This window comes from Rhizobium sp. BR 314, from assembly GCF_047445805.1.
In the GTDB taxonomy this organism is placed as follows: domain Bacteria; phylum Pseudomonadota; class Alphaproteobacteria; order Rhizobiales; family Rhizobiaceae; genus Rhizobium; species Rhizobium lusitanum_B.
In genome coordinates, this window is sequence record NZ_JARWLA010000010.1 from 20,424 (window position 1) to 39,897 (window position 19,474).

General features: G+C 55.1%; 20 protein-coding genes. 9 read left to right on the top strand and 11 right to left on the bottom strand.

What is annotated here, in order from left to right; translation table 11 throughout:
* Positions 1 to 46 precede the first annotated feature (46 nt).
* On the top strand, positions 47 to 1,069 hold the full coding sequence (locus QD461_RS15155; RefSeq protein WP_376766906.1) for an IS110 family transposase: 1,023 nt from the start codon (positions 47 to 49) through the stop codon (positions 1,067 to 1,069).
* Positions 1,070 to 1,396: 327 nt separating this feature from the next.
* On the opposite strand, the gene QD461_RS15160 is transcribed toward QD461_RS15155, so the two are convergent.
* The gene (locus QD461_RS15160; protein WP_004118308.1) at positions 1,397 to 1,807 is read right to left on the bottom strand and encodes a helix-turn-helix domain-containing protein; all 411 of its coding nucleotides are present in this window, start codon (positions 1,805 to 1,807) and stop codon (positions 1,397 to 1,399) included.
* A gap of 533 nt (positions 1,808 to 2,340) precedes the next feature.
* On the opposite strand from QD461_RS15160, the gene QD461_RS15165 reads away from it, so the two are divergent.
* On the top strand, positions 2,341 to 3,081 hold the full coding sequence (locus QD461_RS15165) for a hypothetical protein (protein WP_004118310.1): 741 nt from the start codon (positions 2,341 to 2,343) through the stop codon (positions 3,079 to 3,081).
* Positions 3,082 to 3,325: 244 nt separating this feature from the next.
* On the opposite strand, the gene QD461_RS15170 is transcribed toward QD461_RS15165, so the two are convergent.
* A complete protein-coding gene (locus QD461_RS15170; RefSeq protein ID WP_240535430.1) occupies positions 3,326 to 4,270 on the bottom strand; it encodes a GIY-YIG nuclease family protein in 945 nt (314 codons plus the stop codon).
* On the opposite strand from QD461_RS15170, the gene tnpA reads away from it, so the two are divergent.
* The 3 genes from tnpA to tnpC are packed head-to-tail and all read left to right on the top strand — an operon-like array spanning position 4,157 to position 6,533.
* Positions 4,157 to 4,579, top strand: a complete 423-nt coding sequence (gene tnpA / locus QD461_RS15175; protein ID WP_240535431.1) for an IS66-like element accessory protein TnpA — start codon at positions 4,157 to 4,159, stop codon at positions 4,577 to 4,579. The two genes, QD461_RS15170 and tnpA, sit on opposite strands and share 114 nt — an antisense overlap.
* The gene (tnpB, locus tag QD461_RS15180; protein ID WP_004118312.1) at positions 4,560 to 4,913 is read left to right on the top strand and encodes an IS66 family insertion sequence element accessory protein TnpB; all 354 of its coding nucleotides are present in this window, start codon (positions 4,560 to 4,562) and stop codon (positions 4,911 to 4,913) included. The genes tnpA and tnpB overlap by 20 nt, the downstream gene beginning before the upstream one ends.
* Before the next feature lie 54 nt (positions 4,914 to 4,967).
* Positions 4,968 to 6,533, top strand: a complete 1,566-nt coding sequence (gene tnpC, locus QD461_RS15185; RefSeq protein WP_004118315.1) for an IS66 family transposase — start codon at positions 4,968 to 4,970, stop codon at positions 6,531 to 6,533.
* On the opposite strand, the gene QD461_RS15190 is transcribed toward tnpC, so the two are convergent.
* On the bottom strand, positions 6,534 to 7,262 hold the full coding sequence (locus QD461_RS15190) for a DUF4041 domain-containing protein (protein WP_051043305.1): 729 nt from the start codon (positions 7,260 to 7,262) through the stop codon (positions 6,534 to 6,536).
* Between the two features lie 693 nt (positions 7,263 to 7,955).
* Here QD461_RS15190 and QD461_RS15195 point away from each other — a divergent pair.
* From QD461_RS15195 to istB, 3 genes are read left to right on the top strand one after another with little or no spacing between them, the layout of a single operon-like run.
* On the top strand, positions 7,956 to 8,909 hold the full coding sequence (locus QD461_RS15195; RefSeq protein WP_004118317.1) for a hypothetical protein: 954 nt from the start codon (positions 7,956 to 7,958) through the stop codon (positions 8,907 to 8,909).
* 55 nt (positions 8,910 to 8,964) lie between these two features.
* Complete coding sequence (istA, locus tag QD461_RS15200; protein ID WP_028754964.1) at positions 8,965 to 10,485, top strand: IS21 family transposase; 1,521 nt, start codon at positions 8,965 to 8,967, stop codon at positions 10,483 to 10,485.
* A complete protein-coding gene (istB, locus tag QD461_RS15205; protein ID WP_004118321.1) occupies positions 10,475 to 11,269 on the top strand; it encodes an IS21-like element helper ATPase IstB in 795 nt (264 codons plus the stop codon). Before istA ends, istB begins: the two co-directional genes overlap by 11 nt.
* 132 nt (positions 11,270 to 11,401) lie before the next feature.
* Here istB and QD461_RS15210 read toward each other — a convergent pair whose 3' ends face one another.
* The 5 genes from QD461_RS15210 to QD461_RS15230 are packed head-to-tail and all read right to left on the bottom strand — an operon-like array spanning position 11,402 to position 16,118.
* The gene (locus QD461_RS15210; RefSeq protein ID WP_414088463.1) at positions 11,402 to 12,283 is read right to left on the bottom strand and encodes a class I SAM-dependent methyltransferase; all 882 of its coding nucleotides are present in this window, start codon (positions 12,281 to 12,283) and stop codon (positions 11,402 to 11,404) included.
* Positions 12,280 to 13,020, bottom strand: a complete 741-nt coding sequence (locus tag QD461_RS15215) for a methyltransferase domain-containing protein (RefSeq protein WP_414088464.1) — start codon at positions 13,018 to 13,020, stop codon at positions 12,280 to 12,282. Before QD461_RS15215 ends, QD461_RS15210 begins: the two co-directional genes overlap by 4 nt.
* 1 nt (position 13,021) lies before the next feature.
* Positions 13,022 to 14,383: an ABC transporter ATP-binding protein gene (locus tag QD461_RS15220; RefSeq protein ID WP_414088465.1), complete on the bottom strand. Its 1,362-nt coding sequence runs from the start codon at positions 14,381 to 14,383 to the stop codon at positions 13,022 to 13,024.
* A complete protein-coding gene (locus QD461_RS15225) occupies positions 14,380 to 15,249 on the bottom strand; it encodes an ABC transporter permease (RefSeq protein WP_414088466.1) in 870 nt (289 codons plus the stop codon). Before QD461_RS15225 ends, QD461_RS15220 begins: the two co-directional genes overlap by 4 nt.
* Positions 15,246 to 16,118 (bottom strand): class I SAM-dependent methyltransferase, encoded by an 873-nt coding sequence (locus QD461_RS15230; RefSeq protein WP_414088467.1) that lies wholly within the window; start codon positions 16,116 to 16,118, stop codon positions 15,246 to 15,248. Before QD461_RS15230 ends, QD461_RS15225 begins: the two co-directional genes overlap by 4 nt.
* A 178-nt stretch (positions 16,119 to 16,296) precedes the next feature.
* Here QD461_RS15230 and QD461_RS15235 point away from each other — a divergent pair, with 178 nt between their 5' ends.
* Entirely contained in the window at positions 16,297 to 17,058 is a 762-nt protein-coding gene (locus QD461_RS15235; RefSeq protein ID WP_414088468.1) for an SGNH/GDSL hydrolase family protein, read from the top strand.
* Between the two features lie 7 nt (positions 17,059 to 17,065).
* Here QD461_RS15235 and QD461_RS15240 read toward each other — a convergent pair whose 3' ends face one another.
* The 3 genes from QD461_RS15240 to QD461_RS15250 are packed head-to-tail and all read right to left on the bottom strand — an operon-like array spanning position 17,066 to position 19,294.
* The gene (locus QD461_RS15240; protein WP_414088469.1) at positions 17,066 to 17,710 is read right to left on the bottom strand and encodes an acyltransferase; all 645 of its coding nucleotides are present in this window, start codon (positions 17,708 to 17,710) and stop codon (positions 17,066 to 17,068) included.
* Positions 17,662 to 18,291, bottom strand: coding sequence for an acyltransferase (locus QD461_RS15245; RefSeq protein WP_414088470.1), 630 nt, complete (start codon positions 18,289 to 18,291; stop codon positions 17,662 to 17,664). Before QD461_RS15245 ends, QD461_RS15240 begins: the two co-directional genes overlap by 49 nt.
* Positions 18,278 to 19,294 carry a hemolysin activation protein gene (locus tag QD461_RS15250; RefSeq protein ID WP_414088471.1) on the bottom strand — a complete coding sequence of 339 codons (1,017 nt, stop codon included), beginning with the start codon at positions 19,292 to 19,294 and terminating at the stop codon, positions 18,278 to 18,280. The genes QD461_RS15245 and QD461_RS15250 overlap by 14 nt, the downstream gene beginning before the upstream one ends.
* Between the last annotated feature and the right edge of the window lie 180 nt (positions 19,295 to 19,474).

Genomic DNA, 19,474 nt, shown 5'->3' on the forward strand with positions numbered 1-19,474 from the left:
ATGCTGATATCGGGAAAGAGAAAGGAACGAGCGAATGTCTATTGCTATCCTCGGTGTTGATCTGGGCAAGAACTCTTGCAGCATAGTTGGCGTCGATGCGGCCGGTGCCGTGGTCGTTCGTCGTACAATGCGCCGGCAGACGCTGATCGACTATGTGACGAAGCTTCCGGCCTGTGTGGTCGCAATGGAAGCATGTTGCGGCGCGCATCATCTGGGACGCCTGTTTATGGCGCAAGGCCACCAGATCCGGTTGATGTCGCCCGAATACGTTCGCCCATATATCAAAGCGCAGAAGAACGATGACCGCGATGCGGAGGGGATCGCGGAGGCCGCTTCACGGCCGACAATGCGTTTCGTTGAACTCAAGAGCCAGGAGCAGTTAGATATCCAGACGTTGCATCGGGTGCGTTCGCGCCTCGTAGCCGAACGAACGAACCTTCTCAACCAATTGCGAGCGATCTTGCTGGAACGCGGGGTGATCTTTCCTGCTGGCAGGCGAAAGTTCGAGCTTGATTTGGATCGCATGCGTTCCGAGGGCAATGAGACCTTGTCGCCCCGCATGCGTCAGCTGATTGACGGGCTGCGTGCCGAATGGAAAGAGCTCGACGCGAAGATTGGGGCGCTGAACGATGAGTTTGTCCAACTGGCGCGCAACGATGCCGCCACACGCAGGTTGACCTCGATCCCTGGCATTGGGGTGCTCAACGCGACGGCTTTGGTCGCGGCCGTGGGTAATGCAAGCAGCTTTGCCAAGGCCCGAGACCTTGGCTCCTGGCTTGGGTTGGTTCCGAGACAATACAGCACGGGCGGCAAGGCACGGCTGCTTGGGATATCCAAGCGTGGCAACACCTATCTGCGCACTTTGCTCATCCATGGCGCGCGTGCGGCATTGCCATCGCTTTCAAAAAGCGACACTCCTTTGGGGCGATGGCTGACAGCAATGATCGAGAGAGGCGTGCATCGGAACGCAGTGGTGGTGGCGTTGGCCAACAAGCTGGCGCGTATCGCTTGGGCCGCTTTACGCAAAGAGACACGCTTCGAACGCGGTTACCTGGTAGCGACGGCATAATTGGGTCGGAACATGCTATCGCACGTAGCCCAATGAGGTTTGCAGGAAGGATCGTGAAGATGGCCTGACAGTCGATCGGCGTTTGGAAAGCCCGGTTTAAAAAATGGCACATGATGCCGAGAAACTTATGGGGCTCTAGACGCGCGGATGTCCATCTTGGCCATGGGGGCGACCCATGAGACCGTATACGTTGACGCAGACTGATCAGAACACCGTAAAATCTTCTTGCAGACGGGCGGGCCATACGTTTTTTAAAATCCTCCACCGCCAATTCGTTCTGGGCATAGTGGCGAGGACGGGCAGACAGCTTGGCAAAGCCCATGGCCTTCAACTCACGTCCCACGTGCTTTCGTCCAGCGATATCCGATAGTCCTCGAATATCAAGCGTGCCAGGTCCTTCAACCGCCAGCGCACAACGCCGTGAATCGCCGGGATCGGCCCCTTCTCCACAAGACGACGAAGCTCCTGGCGCTGATCGTCGTTGAGTTTCGGACGCTTGCCCGGAGCCTTCACGTTTAAAAGACCCTCAGGGCCTTGCGTGTTAAAGCGCTCGACCCAGTCCCGCACGATCTGCACAGTCACGCCACCAACTCTCGCGGCCTCGCCGCGCGTCGCTCCATCATAAATCTGCGCGAGAGCCAGAAGCCGCCGCGTCTGAGCGGCATCTTTCGACAGCCGCGCCGCCTTGCGCAAGTCATCGCCAACATAATCCGTCCGAAGCCGAAGTGCTGATCCCATGGCAAACCTCCCGTTTGCACCATGGATTCAGATTCATCGCGTTTTGTGAACCCTCAAGAGTCAGCAGCAATGCCGATTGGTATTAGAGCCAGAACGATAGCCGCGCATGGATAAACGTCTCCCAAGATCAAGCACTTAAGGAGATAATATATTACCGATTACCAGATATACCCATTCTGAGACCTACAATGAGCATTGCGCACAGCTTTTTTCAGTGTTGGCTGCTTTATATTGCGTCGGGTTACTGCATTTCGACGCTTGCCGCCCTCGTGGTTTTTTCATCCTGATGGGCGCCCCCGCTCCAGCTCTTTAGATATCGATCCGAATTTCAGAGAGTGACGGTACCCTCAATGCATGTCGTTACTTCGCCGCCAATCCAGATTTCCGCGCCCAACTGGTCCACATGGCCGGGAATTATCGGGGCACCCAAAATCGCAAAAACGCCCGCCAAGCATGTGATGTAGGCTCGCATAGCGCGAATCGATAAATGGCCGTATTGAACTGGGCAATCTATCTCGAATGACAACAGTTAAATGGGAACGCACGATACCATGCCGCATGAAATTCTCGACTTCGTTGCCCGAATAGCATGGCCGTCTGTCGCGTTGACAGCCATCGTCATTCTCGGACCGTTTGGCGTGTTAAAAACTACCTTGGGCGAAGTGGCGGTCAAGCTTTTTGGAATCACGTCAGCCGTGCATGATTTCAAAATAATCGCAACCGATTTTCACAAGACGCAGGAAGCCCTGAGAAATTCCACGGGTTGGGTGGACGAGTTGCAGATACAACTGCACTCAATTGCCGAGCAATTGGAAAGTCTGAGGCGTACGACACAGGACATCAACATCACGACCCAAGACTTGGCTATTACCGAGGGGAGCCGGTCGTTGGCACAGTCGGTCGAATCCGACGGTTCTGTCGAAAATGTCGAAGCAACCCTCCCCACTCTTTCCGTTGATCAGATGTATGATGATATTCGGGATCGCTGGTACACGTTGACGGAGCAGCTGAAGAGCAGGGTAGGTGCCGAAAACTTTGATGCTCGCTCCATCGGTGCTGTTGCTCGACGACACGTTGATGGTCGCCGTGCGCGTCCTCTCACTTTGATGGAGGCGGACAGGTTCGAACGACTTCATTCGCAGATGAAGCGTTTCAACCGCCTGCAGAGCACTCGGCACGAATGGTTGACACACGAAGTTTACAGCGCGTTCATTAAATCCGTCGAGCAGGCGACAGCCTCGCTCTCGGCAGCGAAGTCAGGACGAAGAGCTTGAAGATCGCTGCGCATGCCACGTGACAATTCTAATGGACCCGGCAGGAAACCTGCAAAAAGACATCCAAGTGGCCTTGCTTCGACAAAACATGACAGCTTGGCAGCGAACGTTTCTCGCCGACATCCAAGCTCTCTTTGAGCAGTCTGCCGGGATGCGCTCAAACTGCTCTGGTCGATCGCGCCATCGCAGCGGGTTGGCAGGTGGACGAGGTGCCAGGAGGACACATTCGCGTGGAGTCGGTGTTCTAAATGCTTGCCGGAAATGCAACCAATTCAATTGGCTCTACAGCTGCCAACATGGCGTTTCGACGAGCGAGGGTTTCGCGGTATTCCTGAGCCTCAACGTCTTTAAAGAATGGTGCACCAGGCGCGAGCCTCGCTACCGCCCGCTCGACCTCGTCAATCGACACTCTGAAGAATTCTTTGCGAAAGTTTTGAGCGTTGATGCGGGTCTTCTGGAATTCGTTGTGAAGCGCTCTCTCAAGGGCGGGAGCGTCGTCGCTGTAGATGATTGCATGAGTATCAAAGACAAACGGGACGCCGGCGTCACCAAGTTCGCGGACGCGATCGGCTGGATCCAGGCGCCTGGTCAGACCAATCTTTACGACCTCTTCGCCGAAAGAACCTATATTCGAGATAATGTAGACATATCCCGACCGCGTCTTCTCGGCCATCGCCTGCGCACGCTCAAACTTCGCGTGGGCATCAGCTAGGTCTTTTTCCAGCATCCGGATCTTTTCGTCGTATGCTCCAATTTGGTCGGCGGCGGCCTCATTCGCATCGGATTTGGCTTTGTCGAGAAGGCGCAGATAGCGATTCTCCTCCTCTTCCGCTCTTTCCATGTCCCGAAGCAGCTTCTGTTCCTCTCGCGCAGCGCGGGCCATCTCGGCGCGTTCCTCCCGCTCGGCCTTCAGCTTTTCACGGTATTCGTGGGTGACCTGCAACTCGACGAGTTTCTGTTTTAGAGTAAGCGCGAATTTCGCCGCACCTTTTTGCATTGAGCGTGTTTTGGCATGAAGTGTCCACTTAACGGAGGTGGACACCACGTGATTGAGAGCGATGAACAGAAACTGGCGGTGAGGCGGATTTTGCGCAACGGCCGCCGTCGATACGATCCGGCGTCGAAAGAGCGGCTGGTTGCTGCCTGCCTGGAGCCCGGCGTGTCGGTATCGCGGCTTGCGCTTGAACATGGGATCAATGCCAACCTTCTTCGGAAATGGATAAAGACGGCCAAGGACGCCGTTGCTTTGCCGCCACCTGCGCTGTCGGCGTTCATTCCGGTTCAAGTCAGCGCTGCGCAGCACAGTTTGCCGATGCAGAGCAGTTCGGTGGGCTGGCCTGCTTTGCCTGGTGAGGAGCGGCTGTCGAGGTCGTCGCCACTCCCAGCCAAGGTGAGCGCGGCTTTGCCGAATGGCGTGAAGCTGACGCTGGAATGCGGTGATGTGGATGCATTGACGGCAATCATCGGAGCTCTCGGCCATGTTCAGACTGGGCGCTGATCTCAACGTCTATCTGCATCGCGAACCGATCGACTTTCGCGCCGGCATCAACAGCCTTGCGGTCCTGGTGCAGGAGGTGATGGAGCTTGACCCGTTCGCGCCTGCGATCTTTGCGTTTTGCAATCGCCGCCGCGACCGGATGAAGTTGTTGTTCTTCGATCGGTCCGGTTTTGTGATGGTCCTGAAGCGCTTGACGGAAGACAGGTTCCGATGGCCACGCCGGGAGACTGCGGTGGTGACGCTTTCGACCGAGCAGCTCCACTGGATTCTCGACGGCATCGACATTGACGCGATGGTTCGCCATCCGGTGCGGCAATATCAAGTCGCTGGCTGAAGGATATCGAATTGAGCGGTTGACGCGGCGGCATGCTTTCGATTCAAGAATCTGATGAATCGAACTGGCGAACCGACTGTTGAGGAGCTGATGGCGCGCATTGCCGCGCTGCAGGCGGAAAACCGTCAACTTGCCGAGCGCGTCGTCAAACTCGAGGAAGAGCTGGCGCTTGCTCGCTCACATCGTTTTGCGCCGAAGAGCGAAAAGCACATTGATCGCCTCTTCAATGAAGCCGAACAGGTCGCCGGTGAGGATGACAGCGAAGAAGGCGATGTCGTCGATCTTCCGGACACCGGCTTGCCGCCGGCAGAAAAGCAGGAAGGCAAGAAGCGCGGCCGCCGACCGTTACCGGAAAACCTGCCGCGCGAACGCGTCGAATATGACCTGCCCGACGATCAGAAGGCTTGCCCCTGCTGCCATCACCAAATGCATCGCATGGGTGAGGCCGTTAGCGAGCAGCTTCATATCGAGGTGAAGGCAAAGGTCCTTCAGAATGTGCGGTTCAAATATGCCTGCCGGAATTGCGACCGCACCGGCATCAACACGCCGGTCATCATTGCGCCGATGCCCGCGCAACCCTTGCCGGGCAGCATTGCCACGGCCTCGACGCTAGCCTTCGCGTTGGTGCACAAATATGTCGATGGCACGCCACTCTATCGTCTGGCACAGGCCTTCGAGCGCGCCGGCGTTCCTGTCAGCCGCGGTGCTCTGGGGCACTGGGTGATCGGCTCGAGCGAGAAGCATCTCGTCCGCATCTATGACGCGCTGAAGCTGCGGCTTCGATCACAGTCTCTCATCCATGGCGACGAGACGACTGTTCAGGTCCTGAAGGAAAAGGACAGAGCGGCCACCGACACATCCTTCATGTGGGCTTATCGCAGCGGTGAGGACAGTGCCGAGCCGATCGTGCTTCTCGATTATCAGCCGGGCCGCGGACAGATCTATCCGCAGGCCTTTCTCGGCGATTACCGCGGCATATTGATGAGCGATGGTTATTCCGCCTGGCGCACGCTGGAGGGGGCCACCCACATTGGATGTATGGCCCATTCAAGACGGCGGTTTGTCAATGCTCTCAAGACGAGAAACAAACCCGGCGGCCCACCGGAGCAGGCCCTCAAGTTCTTCGAACAACTCTACCGGATTGAAAAGCAAGCGCGCGACGAAATACCGGATGACGGCGAAACGCGAGATCATTGCATTCGCCGCTTTCGCCAGGAACATAGCGTTCCCATCCTGAATGCCCTGAAAAAATGGCTCGATGAAATCGCCCCGAAGGTCTTGCCGGACAGCAAGCTTGGCGATGCCATCTCCTACACGCTGAACCAATGGGAATATCTGACGCGTTACACAAATGATGGCAGGATGCCGATCGACAACAACCTTCTGGAGCGTGACATCAGGATTTTTGCAACTGGCAGAAAAAGCTGGCTGTTCAGCGACACCGTCGATGGAGCAAAGGCCAGCGCCGTGGTCTACAGCCTCATGCTGACATGCCGGGCTTGCGGCGTCGAGCCACTGGCCTACTTGCGCCACGTCCTCACCGAGTTGCCGCAGCGCGCCGACGACGCCGACATCTCTGACCTGCTGCCATTCAACTTTCCAAAGGCCGCAGCGGCCTGATCAACGCAGAAACCGTTCCCAAGTCGAACACCGCGCCGGAATCGCGGGCGTCAACGTGCAGGGAAATGAGCGTTTACGTTTTAGATACTCATCGGTAATATGGACGTCGTTCGTAGCGTTCAGATTGTCTATTTGCTGGCGAGCGTTGACGATCCGCTTTTCCATCGCGTTCGCATTGTTCCAGCGGACATTTGCGACCGCTGCATCGCACTCGTTGTTGAAAGCTCTGAGCGCGAGCTTCACGTTGCGATTGTTCATCGTCTGGCCCTTGGCCTTACTGCCACTAACCGTCCACTCCGTTTTTGCGATTGCAGCGATCTTGTTCGAAACCATCCGTTTCTGGGTCTCGCGGTTCTCAATGATCGTTTGTTTGTACTGCTCACTGTCGGTGTAATCGAAATGAGGCTCATATACGCCCATCTCGGCGAACGCCAATTTCTCATCGAAAATCGCTACCTCCTTTGCGAGGCGGTCGAAGATCGCTTTCTTTTCGTTATAGGAAGACCTCAAATTTGAAATGTCCACTGAGACTGAATTCGCGATATCGCGTAGTCGCTGGACTTCTGCTTCCTCATTTAGGATAGGGCTATATTTTACTTCCAACGCACGCACGCTGCCCTCGGCACGTTTTTTGCGTATGGACTGTTTCCACGCAATGACGCTCGCAACAATCGCCCAAAGCGGAAACCCAATGATAAATACAAGCCCAATGATTTGACCGCTTGTCATTATGAACTCCCCTGCCACCCCTGGATGAGGACGTTAAGCTGCGATCTCGACTTTGCAAGCGGATGTTACGGATAACATTAGTTGTGCAGCGGTTTAATTTCGCCTGCCGACTGAGCAGGTGCCGCGTCCCGAATGATGCGAGCTGTGCAGAGCTGCGCCAGGAACGGAGATCTGCGAAGATGATCATCTTACCCATGTATCTCGGTGTCTTACGCATCCAGGAGCAGAGTTTATGGCTCAAACAACTCGCGGAAGCCTTGCGGCTTGATGACGAGGTATTGGTTGCAGTTCCTGCCAGCTCACCCATACCGCTTTGTTCTGGGAAGCGGCCAGCATATCCAATTTGGCTTCGATAAGGTAATTCTGGGTCTCGATCCTTTAGGTCAATGGAAAGAACGGCAGGCTTTCATCGCATAGACGCAGCATCCGCTTGAGTGAGGCCTTCAAGTTCACCGCGCAAAGCCGGTGGGGCGAAACAGTATGGTCACCTAACCGGCAAAAGGCGTTTGTATTTTCGTGTCTTGAAGAACACTATTCATGCAAATCTTCCATCTTGAACTCCTCGGGTCGAAAATGGGCGTGTATTTCAAGTTGCAAACCGTTGACACGCAAAGCGCCTCAATCGCTTATTGGAGGAGGGCGATTCAATGGATCAGCTGAGAGGGAGCGCTCGGCTGAGGTTATTTGTAAGTCATGTCTATACTACTGCGAACGATATCGGCGTTTCCGACGGGCCGGACAACGAACGAACTATTTGCGTTGCTTGATGTCGATTTTGATCCGCGCAGGCGTACGGAAATTTACGCCGAGTTATCTGCCCTCAGCGAAGCTGGAAAAGTGGCCAAAGGCCGCGATGGTCGGTGGCGCCCAATTGCCACCGCGAACAAGACAGGCACCCAACCCGTTTCTTCAATTGCCACCAATACCATAGTAACTGACAATCTTACCCTCAGGCCCGTCCACGCGACTTTCCGGACCTCAAGGTCTTCCGTCGGCGAAGGTGAAGTCGCAGATACTTTCGCGGCGTTCGATCCCAATGCGTTGCTTCGATACTATCGATCCGCATTACGATCAGACCCGAGAGGTGCGATCACTCAAGTTGAAGATCGCCATTCTGTTCAATGGCAACTGTTCACTGGCCTTGGGCCTCTGACGCCCGAAGAGGGGCAGGTCCTCACCATCTCGATACCTCTCGACGAGTTGCCAGATGACTTTCGGCAGGCTCTCGTCAAGCGGGAAGCGAACGAACAGTCGCTCGCCGTGGGCTGGCCTCTGGGTGTTGGGAAAAAGCAAGGTGTAGCTGTTGTCTGGCCGGTTGGTCTCATCAGCGCTGACTGGAAGCGCAGTCCGACGCACCTAGAAGTATCGATCGATACGGATGACATCGTCGCAAACCCCGACTGGATCAAGGGCGTGGCGAGAAGCGCCAATTGGAAAGAGGCAGGGCTGCGCGACGTGTTCACGCAGGCCGAGGGATTGGGCTTCCGGCGGGATGAATTTCTCTCCCGATTGAAGGAGGCTGTTTCGGGCACCTTTCGGGGACGTATCTCAGGCCAGCAAATGCGAATTGAGCTGGATCCTAACATCGTCTGTTGGTTTCCACGCAGAACTGAGCCGGTTAGGCGCATAATTTCCATTGAGAATTGAGCCATGTGAACCTTCCCCCAGCGCGGAGAGCGACGGGGGCAACGGAGTGATCCACATGGGACTTTTAAACATTATCCGCCGGATGGCGTTGCGCGAGAAGCTATCGATCCGCGAGATCAGTCGGCGCACCGGGCTGTCGCGGAACACAATCGCGAAGTATCTGAGCGCGGGCACGATCGAGCCGACGTTCACGGTACCGGAGCGGCCGAGCAAGCTTGATGCATTCGCAGAGAAACTCTCGGGCTGGCTGAAGACCGAGGCCGGGAGGTCACGCAAGCAGCGCCGAACGCTGAAGCAACTTCATGCCGATCTGGTGGTTCTGGGCTTTACCGGCTCCTACGGTCGCGTCGCTGCCTTTGCCCGTGAGTGGCGGGCTGAGCAGCAGACGGCCGGCCGAGGCATATTCGTTCCTCTGTCTTTCCGCCCAGGCGAAGCATTCCAATTCGATTGGAGTGAAGACTATGCCGTGATCGGCGGCGAGCGCACGAAGCTTCAGGTCGCGCATATCAAGTTGGCGCACAGCCGGGCCTTTCTGGTCAGAGCCTACCTGCTGCAAACCCATGAGATGCTCTTCGACGCCCACTGGCACGGCTTCCGGGTCTTCGGCGGTGTGCCTGCGCGAGGGATCTACGACAATATGCGCACCGCGGTCGATCGCGTCGGCCGCGGCAAGGAGCGGCAGGTCAACATCCGCTTCCTGGCGATGACGAACCACTACGTCTTTGCGCCCGAGTTCTGTAATCCTGCTGCGGGCTGGGAGAAAGGGCAGGTCGAGAAGAATGTTCAGGATGCCCGACCACGTTTGTGGCAACAGATGCCGGACTTTCCCGATCTGCCGGCGTTGAACGCCTGGCTGGAACAGCATTGCCAGGACCTGTGGCGGGAGACACCGCATGGCACCTTGCCCGGCACGATTGCGGATGTATGGGCTGATGAGCGGGCATCATTGATGACACTGCCTGCCGCGTTTGACGGCTTTGTCGAGCAAAGCAAACGGGTCTCACCCACCTGCCTGATCACCTTCGAACGAAACCGCTATAGCGTGCCCGCATCGTTTGCGAACCGGCCCGTCAGCCTGCGAATCTATCCCGAGCGGCTGGTCGTTGCAGCCGAGGGCAACGTTCTTTGCGAACATGTGCGGGTCATTGAGCGCAGTCACGACAAGCCGCCGCGGACGATTTACGACTGGCGACACTACCTTGCCGTCATCCAACGCAAGCCCGGTGCCTTGCGCAATGGCGCACCCTTCCTGGAACTACCACCGGCCTTTCGACAACTGCAGGACCAGATGCTTCGCCGCCCCGGCGGTGATCGCGAGATGGCCGATATCCTTTCTCTCGTTCTTCATCACGACGAACAGGTCGTCCTCCGCGCTGTGGAACTGGCTCTGGATGCCGGCGTGGCAACCAAAACGCATGTGTTGAACCTGCTGCATCGGCTGATCGACGGCAAGACCAGTGATGGTCCCGATATCGACACACCACAGGCGCTGACCTTGCTGCGCGAACCCAAGGCCAATGTCGAACGCTATGACGGGCTGCGTGTCCGGATCGTAGGAGGTCGCCATGCGTCATGATCCAGCCAGCGCCGCCGTCGTCATCATGCTGCGTAGTCTGAAGATGTATGGCATGGCCCAAGCGGTCACGGATCTGATCGAGCAAGGAGCGCCAGCCTTCGATGCGGCCGTGCCGATCCTGTCCCAGTTGCTGAAAGCGGAAATGGCCGAACGCGAGGTCCGCTCCATCGCCTATCACATGAAGGCTGCCCGCTTCCCGGCCTACAAGGACATCTCCGGATACGACTTCGCCGCCAGCGAAATCAACGAAGCGACGGTGCGCCAACTGCACCGATGCGAGTTCATGGACGGAGCGCAGAATGTCGTGCTCGTCGGCGGGCCTGGCACGGGAAAAACACATATCGCGACCGCTCTCGGTGTCCAGGCGATCGAGCATCATCGCCGAAAGGTCCGCTTCTTCTCGACCATCGAATTGGTCAACGCCCTCGAGCAGGAGAAGGCCAAAGGCAAGGCCGGTCAGATCGCTGAGACGTTGGTTCGTCTCGATCTGCTGATCTTGGATGAACTCGGATACCTTCCGTTCAGCGCTTCGGGCGGCGCATTGCTCTTCCACCTGCTGAGCAAGCTTTACGAGCGCACCAGCGTCATCATCACCACCAACCTAAGCTTCAGCGAATGGGCCACAGTCTTCGGCGACGCCAAGATGACGACCGCTTTGCTCGACCGCCTGACCCACCGTTGCCACATCCTGGAAACCGGAAATGACAGCTTTCGATTCAAGGCCAGTTCGGCCGCCGCGGCGCAAAAGAGAGGAGAAAAAGCCAGCCCATTGACCAAACCCTGATCAGAAAACCATACTCAGAGGTGGCTCACTTCTCGGTGGAAAAACCGGCTCAGTTCCGCGTGGAAACCAACATCCAGGCTTCGAACTTCTCACGCCTGCGGCGTTCGAGACGGTTGAGAATGCGTGTCAGCATCACTGTGCCTCAGTAGCTTGTGGGCGGAATATCACCGCAATCAGTTCTTTCGTGATGGGCAGAGTCGAAACCCTGGCGCCAAGATCGGCAAGCATGGCGGCAAAACTTTCTTCGCTCCAAAACCAGTTGTGTCCAAGAAACTGATCACCGGTGCCATCGGGCACGACAATCGCCACCATGCCGCCGGGACGGCAAATGCGGACTAGTTCGGCAGCGATGCACTTCGGATACTCTAGATGCTCGAGCACGTCCGTGCACAGAACCACGTCGAAGGATGACGTCTCATACGGCAAGGTCTGGTGAATCACAAACTTCTGGAAAGCGCCATCAGGCATGGCACGAGCCGCCCCTTCGACTGCCTTCCCAGAAAAGTCCAGACCGGAAACCGCAAGAGCCGGCCGCCGTCGGCGCACTTCACGCAACAGATCGCCGACGCCGCAACCTATATCGCAGACGCTTCCGCTTTGCGGCAAATATGCCCCGATCCGATCAACAATCTCAATCGTCAGTTTCTCGCGCGCATGGTTTCCTTCCGCCTTGAAAACGAGAAGGTTCGAACTGTCACCCCAAAGCAGATCATAGCCTTCGGCCGAATTGTCCTCGGTCAGCCAGCCTACCCCGAGATCAGCGCTCCGCGCCTGGTTTGGAAGCAGAACGGCGCGATATCGGTTTTTCGGGACTAAGAGGAAACGATCGACCGGACCGTAGACATATTTGCCCTTCGGTACGTAGTCATATTGATCTTGCGGGATGTGATCCCACCCATCGGCCGAATAAGGCTGGTTACCGTGAATCTCGCTTGCTAAGGGCTCGACAAAAAGGCCATCCGCCAGCCGCCGCAGCAATTTAGCAACCTTGCGTCGAAGTCCTCGCGTATTCAACTCCTCTTTTCCTTCTCGCAGATATAGGCGAACGCCAAAGCGTATCTCGGATCATTTTGCTTCAACCCTTTTGCAAGGAAAGGCAGAGCGAGACATCTTAAGGCTACGCGAGCCATGTAACCTAGTTTCGATCCCATCACTTTTTTTTCGTGAAGGAATTCTGCAAAAATTAGCCAGCGCCCGCCTATGGGTTGGCGCGATAAAATCCGAAAGGGTGAAAGCAATTTGTCGAGTGCCGAAGATGAGAACCTGAAAAAATCATCAGGAGCGGCATGATAATAGTACATGAAAGGGACGATCAAAAGAAATCGACCTCCGGGAGCCAGCACGCGATACTGCTCCTCGAATGCAGCCTGAAAATCGAACAGATGTTCCAAAGCGAAGACAGAGACAAGCGCATCGACGGAGTCGTCCGGCAAATCTATCTTCGTCATGTCGAGAACCATATCGAAACCAGAAACCATGTTGCTGGTCATATATGATTGATCCGAAGGCAAGAACTTCTTGTAATAGTCGCTGCCTGCGCCAAGCTCCAGGATCGTACCGGTTCCTTGGAGAGCCGGCAGAAGCTTCAGCATCGCCTCGTCAGTCATGGCACGGGCCGGAGTTCGGCCATCCGCCATGAACTCAGAGAGAAACTTCAATGGAAGCTTCGGAGGAGTGATCTTTCGAACATCGTCCGTCGTCATTCTGAAGACGCCGCACTCGTCCGCAGTTTTTTTGAAAAAAGTGCTCACGCTAACTGGCCTCATTAACAATAACGTTCGACGTTCCTTGCGAACTCTGAATCCTTGGAGTGAACTCGAACTTACTGTCCAGATGCATCACAGCATTGTTATCGGCGTATAGAAATAAGTCTTGAGGATGTAGAACCACAAAGCGGCATGCACCGAACCAATAAAACAGGTGCACGCCAACCTCTTTGCGTGTGATGCCTATATTTATGACATAGGCGCCAGGCCTGAAATTCGGAGCGGGAACCCGAACTTTCAATATATAGTGGCCAGGCATGACTCTAGGCAAGTCCAACCCTTGCTCGTAGTTATCTAGCGTGGCTATAAATCGGTAGTGAACGGCGTCTATAGTGTAACGGACCAGTAGGTTCTCTTGCGGTTCCTTTACCTCAATATCCGCAACGATTTCGATACTTTCTCTAAACTGAAATTCACCGCCCACGTTTGGTCCGGCTTCACCGATCACTTCCACCGACGTACAAATAACGTCACCGGTTCCGCCCTTAGTATGACCATATTCTGCCTTTTCCTCGTCAGCGGAGATCTTCTTTTCGTGAGCTGAAACGGCCTGCTCAAATTGGCTTGAGGCGATTGCAGCATTTCTAGAGTTTTGATCGTCATACGCCCGAATGGCGTCTTCCGCAGGCCCGTCGACCAGAACCGAGCCCCGGTTCATGAAAAGACCTCTGTCACAGACGGACCAAATTGCTCCTGGTGAATGGGATACTAGAATTATCGCCGCTCCTTGGCGCTTTAGCTGCAAAATGTGATCAAAGCACTTCTTCTGGAAATTCAGATCACCGACGGCCAGCACCTCATCCATCAGCAACACATCTGGTCGGCTGAGTGCCGCGATCGCAAAACCCAAGCGGACATACATGCCGCTAGAATAGTTACGCACCGGCAGGTCTATGAAGTGGTCTAATTCCGAAAATGCGATGATCTCATCCATGAGGCCGTCGATTTCTCGCGTCGATAGACCGAGCAGTGCACCATTGACGTAGACATTCTCACGTCCGGTCAACATTGGCGCGAAGCCAGCTCCCGCAGCGATCAGCGCCCCAACACGCCCGCGAATCTGGATCCGCCCCTTGTCCGGCGCATAGACACCATTCAAGATGCGGAGCAAGGTCGTCTTTCCGCAACCATTGACGCCCATAATGCCGAGCGCCTCACCGCCGTTGAGCTGGAAGCTGACGTCGTTAACCGCCCAGAATTCGCCTTCGCGAAGAACATCCGTCGTGCTTGAACGACCGGCAAGCTTACGGGCGGAATCGCGCAGCCCATATTTCATGGATTGCCGCAGGGTCAGTCCGAATTTCTTCGAGACCCCTTCTGCACGGATTGCCCAGTTATCAGCACTCATAGCCGCTCGGTTACCTTGTCCTTGATCAGATAGAAGGCATGCACGCCCATCCAAAGCACGATGCCCGAAAACAGCGTCGCGGCAAGATAGCCGGGCCAGTAGGGCACTGTACCAAGCACCATTATGCTGCGCGGCGCATCAACCAGATACGTCAATGGATTCCAGAAAACGACCTTCTGAAGAGCCGGATTGGCAAACTGAGCCGTATATACGACCGGCGTCACATACATCACGAGGTTGATCAGCGTCACGAACATGCCGGTCACATCCCGTGCAACGGCACCGACGACCGATAACATGAGGCCGATGCCCACTCCAAGCGCGATGATCGGCAGAACCGTAAGCGGATAGAGGATGACCCAGGCCGACGGCACCCTTCCGAAGACGAACAGAAGTAGAATGAATACCAGAAGATTTACCAGGAGATTATAGCACAGCGTTGCAAGTCCAGTGACGGCAAGACCGATCTTCGGGATGTTTGTCCGCATGACGAGGTCGGTGTTGGCAATCAGCCCGTTCGAGACAACCGACAGCGCGGTGACGAAGATACCCCAGATCGTTGTGCCGACGTAGACATAGATCGGATAGGGTATTTCCATGTTGCCGGGATTTAAAATACCCGTCAGTTGCATGAACACGAAGCTCGCGATGGCGAGCAACGGCGCAAGAACAATCCAGACGTAACCGAGCAGTTTCTGGCGGAAGCCGGCTACGAAATCACGCCGGAAAAGATGCCAAAGAACGTGTCGCGACCAAACAAGCTCCCGCGCGGCTAGCACGACAGAATCAACCGGCCCGGGGACATCGCCGAGCGCTTCATAAGTTCTTACGACTTTTGCAGGCTTGCTTGCAGGCTCCACTGTCATCGACGCCCGCTTGCCACGGCTGGCTTGATTGCCAGGAAGGAATAGAGCCGGCCAGGCGTCTGGTCGCGTGCATTCAATGCGGCTACGAGGCGTTTCATCAGCATCCGGCCGACGACGTGCTTGCGGCTGAAGATGATATTGGTCAGTGGCCGACCGATCATAGCGGCGATGGGGCGGGTGCAATGGATAAAGCATTGCTCGGGCGTCATCGGAAAATAGTTGATCGGCGAATCTAGCGGGGCAAGTACTTTGTCGAGATGCAACCCAGCATCAGTCATCGCAGACAGGTATTCCTGAAGCAGGAAGGCGTTCTCACCGCCATAGAACTTATGCAGAGCATGCGCATCCAAGAAAGCCTGAAGGTCTTCACGGCGACTCAGAACATGTTCCCTGGTAGCAATGATCACACCACCCGGCTTGAGAACACGGTAGACTTCGCGACAGGTCTGAGGCAGATCGCGCGCATGATGGAGAACCTGTCGAGCATTGATCACATCGAAAGTATTGTCGGCAAACGGCAGCTTCTCAGAATAGTCTCCGGCGACCTTGATCGTCAGCCCACTGCTTGCCGAGAGAGAATGAATTGCGCCAGCGCCGACGAGCATGCTCGGATCGGGCTCAAGCGCAGTCACGTCCCAGCCGTCACGGGCCAAAGCATAACTGCTAATGCCACGACCGGCGCCAAGATCGAGCGCCATTCCGCCCGGCGTCGGCAGAAGAGCGGCAATGGCCTTCCACTCTCCGCTTTCCCAGAAGCGCTCAGCCGCATCCTGCAGCGGGTCGTCGAAGTAGCAGGCGCGCACCAGCGCTTGCTGATCCTTCTGATCGCGCAGCCATTGTACTGACTCTTCCCAGCTCATCTGATGCATTCACGATCCTCAATCTCTCAAATAATCGGGGCTTACGTCCGCTATAAGGCACAAGCGGCCATATGAACGCTCGGCACAGGCTTTAGCCGATTATATAAGTGCACACTCAACTTCAACCCTATCCAATGGCAGGGAACTGCTATAGGAGGACCATGCATATGTCTAGAGCGGCGAACTAATGAAGATACATCCAGCCATTACGGGATTTTTTTATGGCTCGCTGGTATTCGCAGCTCTGTTCACAGGAGCCACAATCCTGCGAAGTACCCCCGCATTTTCACCGCCAATAGCTTCACCACACGCCCTAGTGAGAACGAACATCATTGGTCTTGAGCTTCCGCAGGCTGCCGCCCTGAGCACATCGTTCAACGTTCTACTTGGCGACAGCATTATTGAAGCGCTTTACACTGGGCCATCGCCAATACCGATAATCGATGCCGGTATCGGGGGCGGGGGCGTCGATTCGACCCTCATGGTACTTGATGGCCTCGCCTCCTACAAAGGCAGAATTAATACAATAGTATTGGGAATTGGCGTCAATGACGCCAATTCTGGATTGGTAAATTCCGACAGTGCAGGCAAGCCGGACTATTTACAGAAATGGGCAGTCCGTTACCAGGAGATCATTATTAGGTCCCAAAAGCTTGCCCGGAATGTTTACTTGCTACCCATTCTCCCCGTTGAGGATGAAAAGGAATTGGGAAGCAAGTATTTTGATATCGATATGATAAATCAAATGAACCAGAAAATAAACGAGATGAGCGCCATTTCCGGTGCGCTACTTGTACCTCTACCTGCAAGCCTCACTGGAAATGGTCATGGACTCGCTGCTCCTGGCTCGACAACGGACGGAGTTCATCCAACGGCAGAAACCTACGCTCGCTTGAGAGAGTCAATCATGGATATTCTCAAACGAGAGGCGCCGTCGGGCGCCAATTGAGGTTAACTTACCTCCTGTCCAGCTCCCTGATTTGTCGAGCTGGATTTCCGGCAACAAGGGCCCAATCGGGAACATCTTTTGTAACAACCGATCCTGCAGCAACAACTGCGCCTTCGCCTATTGTTACGCCTTTAAGTACGGTCACATTCATACCAAGCCACGCTTTGTCGCGAATAACGATGGGGCGCTTTTCGACAACATTCCAATTTTTCAGCTGAGCTGCTTGTGTTAGGCCGCCAGATGCAAGTCCTTCACGCCAGTCAGCTACATCTTTTGATCTTTCCCTCCAGTCAAGAGAATGAGAGTCATGATCAACTATCGTGCATCCCCAAGAGATCAGCACATTGTTGCCAACTTCGATACCTGTCGCGCAAATGAGCATCGAGCCGCCGATAAACGTATCATTGCCAATCACGACATGGCCTTGGGCATTCTCTAATACAACCCTGCAACTTAAAACCGAGTTGGATCCGATTTTCACTCGCCCATCCATTTCGCCGGCTCGTACATCCAGCACATAGCCGAGGAGAACTGTTCCATTGCTAGTGGCGTTGGATGGATTAATGCTAGCATCGCGAGATTGGGTTTCACGCGCGAAATTTATTATTGGTCGTAGAACTTTAGCGGCGAGACTACGGGCGATACTTCGCATCTATATACAACTCCTGGTGGAACATCCTTTGTGACGATCGCTCCAGCGGCAATTACACTGCCTTTGCCAATTCGAACGCCACGCAATATCGTCACGCCGAAACTGATCCAAACATCATCTTCAATCACAATTTCCTCGGAAACAATTCCCGGTAGCTGTGAATGCTCTTTTGGATGACCGCTAGTTATAATGTCGCGAAAATGTTTGTGCCGTTCCACAATATTTGTCGAGTGTGCAGTTCCGTCATGGATGTTCACGTCATGGGCGATTAAAACGCGATTGCCGATCTTGATCGAATCCATGGACCAGATTTCGGTTCTATGACCGACATAGCACCAATCGCCAATGGAGATACTGCCGCCATGGCCGTAAGTTACCAATCTTCCCCGAACGAAGGAATTGGATCCAACAGTTATCGTCTCCGGGCCGCCCGAAAAATTATTCACCTCGGCTTCTGGCGTTAATGAAGAGCCGGCACCCAGCACGCAGGCTTCAGCGCCGCGGGCACGTCTGCGCTCGCGATCAAGTTCTCGCGCCAGCCACCCAAGTGCTTGTCGTTTGAGCTTGTTAAGAAAACGCATTAAAAAGTTTCCTATGTACCCTACGAGCAAATGTCTTCATGGACGCAACCACCCCTGTTGCATGCATAGGGGAAAGGGCCGCCGGGGTTTGCGTTCTCCAGAAGAAATCCTTGAGCTGTCTGAAATGGCTCTCCTCGAAGGTCGCTTGCGCAGGAAAGGAGAGGCGCTCCGGCAGGGCCGACCCGACGTAAAGCGCAACATCGCCCTGCCCGAGAAAATCGTCACTACCGCAATGTACGCCGGATCCGTCGAAACCGCCATTCCAAACAAGACTTCTCGACGGATAGACAACAAGCCCTCGCTTGCGCGACACGGCAAACCACCAGAGAATCCCCCAGGAATCGTTACGCCCGGCAATCCGGTCTTCCAGCATCACCGTGTAGGCAGAACTGCCGTCGAAATTGAAGAGGCGCATCCACTCGCCATCACCTCGCGCCGCATCCAGATCGGGCAGATCGAGACTGAACCCCTCCCAGGCTCGCTGCCAGGTCGCCCAGCCCCACGTCGTGGTCACGGGTAACAGAAAGGCATCCCCGACCGGATCTTCCGGAGGATTAATCGTAAACCCCCCCACCTGAACGACACTCGGCTCGTCTTCATAACGATCAAGAGATTCTATCATAAAATGTAGAAAATCAGGGCTTACAATTAAATCATCCTCTATTACAACTGCACGACCGTAGCGCAAACACAGATCACTGACACCGCTCGAAATCGAACGAGCAAGACCGATGTTCGCCTCACGCTCAAGCACTGTAGCATTCAGCACCTGTGCCCAGTAGCGAAGGACTTCACGTGTTTCAGCCACCTTCGCGCGCGCAGCCTCGGATTTTGCTGCGTCGGAGAAAAAATAGAAATCGCAATCCTCAAGGCGTCGAGATTTCGAGAGAGCTAGTAACGCCCGTTCCGTATGCTGGGGGCGATTATAGGCGAAGAAAGCTACAGGTGTCTTATTTTTCATTGAATGCTGCCTGACAAAGCCCTTTCCTGCGACCACTTCCATCGAAGTCTCATCCCTCAATTCTGCGCCTCGCCCGGACCTAAGGAAACTGTCTCCCTTTGCCGGATACCATGGTCCAAGATTGCCTAGGCCTTATAAGCGCAGGCACCATATTTTCCGGAACCCAATACGACTCCACGCGGACATCCCGCGTATCATTCACTCGGGGCACAGACCGATTTC

Excerpts from the sequence above, each read along its gene's own strand:
- QD461_RS15230 (WP_414088467.1), bottom strand. The coding sequence starts at position 16,118 with ATGCATCAGATGAGCTGGGAAGAGTCAGTACAATGGCTGCGCGATCAG.
- istB (WP_004118321.1), top strand. The coding sequence starts at position 10,475 with ATGCGTCATGATCCAGCCAGCGCCGCCGTCGTCATCATGCTGCGTAGT.
- QD461_RS15235 (WP_414088468.1), top strand. The coding sequence starts at position 16,297 with ATGAAGATACATCCAGCCATTACGGGATTTTTTTATGGCTCGCTGGTA.
- QD461_RS15160 (WP_004118308.1), bottom strand. The coding sequence starts at position 1,807 with ATGGGATCAGCACTTCGGCTTCGGACGGATTATGTTGGCGATGACTTG.
- QD461_RS15190 (WP_051043305.1), bottom strand. The coding sequence starts at position 7,262 with ATGACAAGCGGTCAAATCATTGGGCTTGTATTTATCATTGGGTTTCCG.
- QD461_RS15245 (WP_414088470.1), bottom strand. The coding sequence starts at position 18,291 with ATGCGTTTTCTTAACAAGCTCAAACGACAAGCACTTGGGTGGCTGGCG.
- tnpC (WP_004118315.1), top strand. The coding sequence starts at position 4,968 with ATGAATCGAACTGGCGAACCGACTGTTGAGGAGCTGATGGCGCGCATT.
- QD461_RS15250 (WP_414088471.1), bottom strand. The coding sequence starts at position 19,294 with ATGGAAGTGGTCGCAGGAAAGGGCTTTGTCAGGCAGCATTCAATGAAA.
- tnpB (WP_004118312.1), top strand. The coding sequence starts at position 4,560 with ATGTTCAGACTGGGCGCTGATCTCAACGTCTATCTGCATCGCGAACCG.
- QD461_RS15225 (WP_414088466.1), bottom strand. The coding sequence starts at position 15,249 with ATGACAGTGGAGCCTGCAAGCAAGCCTGCAAAAGTCGTAAGAACTTAT.
- QD461_RS15220 (WP_414088465.1), bottom strand. The coding sequence starts at position 14,383 with ATGAGTGCTGATAACTGGGCAATCCGTGCAGAAGGGGTCTCGAAGAAA.
- QD461_RS15195 (WP_004118317.1), top strand. The coding sequence starts at position 7,956 with ATGTCTATACTACTGCGAACGATATCGGCGTTTCCGACGGGCCGGACA.
- istA (WP_028754964.1), top strand. The coding sequence starts at position 8,965 with ATGGGACTTTTAAACATTATCCGCCGGATGGCGTTGCGCGAGAAGCTA.
- QD461_RS15170 (WP_240535430.1), bottom strand. The coding sequence starts at position 4,270 with ATGTTCAAGCGCAAGCCGCGATACCGACACGCCGGGCTCCAGGCAGGC.
- QD461_RS15165 (WP_004118310.1), top strand. The coding sequence starts at position 2,341 with ATGGGAACGCACGATACCATGCCGCATGAAATTCTCGACTTCGTTGCC.
- QD461_RS15240 (WP_414088469.1), bottom strand. The coding sequence starts at position 17,710 with ATGCGAAGTATCGCCCGTAGTCTCGCCGCTAAAGTTCTACGACCAATA.